Source organism: Arthrobacter agilis (assembly GCF_002953615.1).
Taxonomy (GTDB): domain Bacteria; phylum Actinomycetota; class Actinomycetes; order Actinomycetales; family Micrococcaceae; genus Arthrobacter_D; species Arthrobacter_D agilis_B.
The window spans coordinates 3,450,357-3,452,674 of the sequence record NZ_CP024915.1 but is presented as its reverse complement, the minus strand read 5'-3'; the positions used below and the strand labels follow the sequence as shown (position 1 = coordinate 3,452,674).

General features: G+C 61.3%; 4 protein-coding genes. 3 read left to right on the top strand and 1 reads right to left on the bottom strand.

Going from position 1 to position 2,318, the window contains the following annotated elements:
• Nucleotides 1-14: 14 nt before the first annotated feature.
• On the bottom strand, nt 15-692 hold the full coding sequence (locus CVO76_RS17025) for an aldo/keto reductase (RefSeq protein WP_347876215.1): 678 nt from the start codon (nt 690-692) through the stop codon (nt 15-17).
• A gap of 85 nt (nt 693-777) precedes the next feature.
• Between CVO76_RS17025 and CVO76_RS17020 the strand changes: the two genes are divergently transcribed.
• From CVO76_RS17020 to CVO76_RS17010, 3 genes are all read left to right on the top strand, one after another.
• A complete protein-coding gene (locus tag CVO76_RS17020) occupies nt 778-1,281 on the top strand; it encodes a MerR family transcriptional regulator (protein ID WP_208740234.1) in 504 nt (167 codons plus the stop codon).
• A gap of 245 nt (nt 1,282-1,526) precedes the next feature.
• Nucleotides 1,527-1,697 carry a helix-turn-helix domain-containing protein gene (locus CVO76_RS17015; RefSeq protein WP_347876214.1) on the top strand — a complete coding sequence of 57 codons (171 nt, stop codon included), beginning with the start codon at nt 1,527-1,529 and terminating at the stop codon, nt 1,695-1,697.
• A 93-nt stretch (nt 1,698-1,790) separates the two neighbouring features.
• Complete coding sequence (locus CVO76_RS17010; protein WP_208740232.1) at nt 1,791-2,177, top strand: Hpt domain-containing protein; 387 nt, start codon at nt 1,791-1,793, stop codon at nt 2,175-2,177.
• The last annotated feature ends 141 nt before the right edge of the window (nt 2,178-2,318 follow it).

The following is a 2,318-nucleotide window of genomic DNA, read 5'->3' as shown; positions in this document are numbered from 1 at the left end:
GCCCACGAAGCCGATCACGCCGATTCGGGGAGGTCTTCCTTCCGAGTCAGGGTGCCGCCGAGGAATCCCCGTCCGAGCGGGGAGAACGGGACGAATCCGATACCGAGCTCACGGGCGGTGTCCAGCACACCGTTATGTTCAGCGTCGCGTTCGAACAGGCTGTACTCGGACTGAATTGCGGTGATGGGGAACGTCGCGTGTGCCCGTCGCAGGGTTGCAGCCGATGTTTCGGAGACGCCGATATAGCGGACCTTGCCCGAGGTTACGGCTTCACCCATCGCCCCAACGGTCTCTTCGATCGGGGTGTTGGGGTCCACGCGGTGCAGGTACCAGAGGTCGATGTGATCGACGCCGAGGTGGCGAAGAGACCGGTCCAGGGCGCGGCGGGCGTAGGCGGGGGACCCGTTCGGTCCGTGCGGGGTGCCGTCGTCGTCGAACTCGATCGCGAACTTCGTGGCGATCGTGACCCGGTCACGGTCGGACCCCAGCGCTCGGCCGAGGAGCTGCTCATTGGTGAAGGGCCCGTAAGCTTCGGCGGTATCAAACAAGGTCACGCCGAGGTCCAGCGCACGGCGGATGGTCTCGACGGAGCCCTCGAGGGTCGCGCCTCCATAGAAGGCGCTCATGCCCATGCAGCCCAGACCCAGTGCTGATGTCGTGAGGCCCTGCGAGCCCAGTGCGGTGGTCTTCATGATGTGTCCTTTGCGTCCATGAGCCGAAGGGTTCAGCTGGGACCCAGACTTGACCCTGGTGTGCACACCATGTCAAATGTGGTGCATGCCTCCCATCTCCGCAGCACATGCCAACACCACGACCGCAGCCCGTCGCTATAGCGTCACCACTGACGCGAGGACACGGGCCAGGACAGAGCTCAGGACTATTACCGGTGCTGACAATCGTGAAGACACCCATGAGCCCCTGACGATTCGTGCTGCCGCGGAGATCCTGGGAATCTCGGTTGACACAATCCGTTACTACGAAAAGGAAGGCATCGCCCCCGCACCTGGTCGTAGCTCCAACGGGTGGCGATTGTATGACCAGGCAGCCATGTCTTGGCTTGCCGGGGTAATCATGCTCCGTGGCACCGGCATGAACGTGCAGGAAATGAAGGAGTACGCGGCCGCCTACCGGGCCGGTGCCAACGATGAGGAACGGCTCAGCCTCCTCGAACAGCACCACGCCGTGGTTCTAGAACGCCTCGCCGAGACAACTCGCCACCTCAGAGCACTCGAGCACAAAATCACCGCCTACAAGACCGCCCTGCACGGCAATCAGGGCTAACCATCGGTTGCTCCACCACCGAAGCGAACGACACCCGTCGCGGGGCTCATCACCGGTTTTCATGTGCCCTTGATGGGAGAGAGGGAGGCTGCGCCACTGATCACCGGTTGCGTGTCCCATGGAAACAGGTAGTCACTACTCGTGCGGAAGTGACGACGAAGCAACCAGTGTTAAGCCTGTTGCAGAAGTGATGAAAAGAGTCTCAGGGAGCAGATGTAGCTATGGCACAAGTGGATTCAACAACGATGAACCTCCTGACCGTTGCGGAAATAGCCACCCAGATGCGGGTGTCGAAGATGACGGTGTACCGCCTGGTGCAATCCGGGGCCCTGCATGGTATCCGGTTCGGCCGCTCATACCGGGTGCCGGAAACGGCCGTGCAGCAGTACCTCGAAGCCGGAAATGGTGGACACTAGCCCGCGTTCATCGTCCGCTGGTTCTGGGAATCCCGTCATGAACCGCATGACCTCCGCTTGCGGGATGAATCGGTATCAAGTTTGCGGGAATCTGTGATTGCGGTGTTCGATGTGGCGGTCTTCGACCGGCTCATCGATGATCTGGACTCCCGAGTCATCGCCCTTAATTTCCTTCGCGACTTCACGGAGATGCTTGACGACCGCATGAACGCTATCGAGCAAGCGCTCAAGGCGGAGAGCTTCGACGAGAGTCTGAGGTCCCTTCACAGCCTGAGAGCCAGCGCAGCCATGATCGGTGCACGCCAACTCGACGCATCCACCACGCTCGCGCTCGAGACCAAGCACTTCGAGGCAACAGCTATCGGCCCACTCGTGCGGAAGCTTCAGGGGCAAGCCGACCTTTTCCGAACAGCAAGCGCCCGAATCGCCACCCTCGACGATTCGGTCGAACATCACGCGAACGCTCGTAGACGCGCTTGACTACGCAGGCGATTGCGACCGCGACATCGTCATCGGCCGGGTCTTCCCCTGGAGTGCACGTAAGCCGATTGTCCATCGTGTTTCGCTACTGAAATTACTCGGTTGCCGTGCGGGCCGCGCCGTTGACGGCGGCGGTTGAGC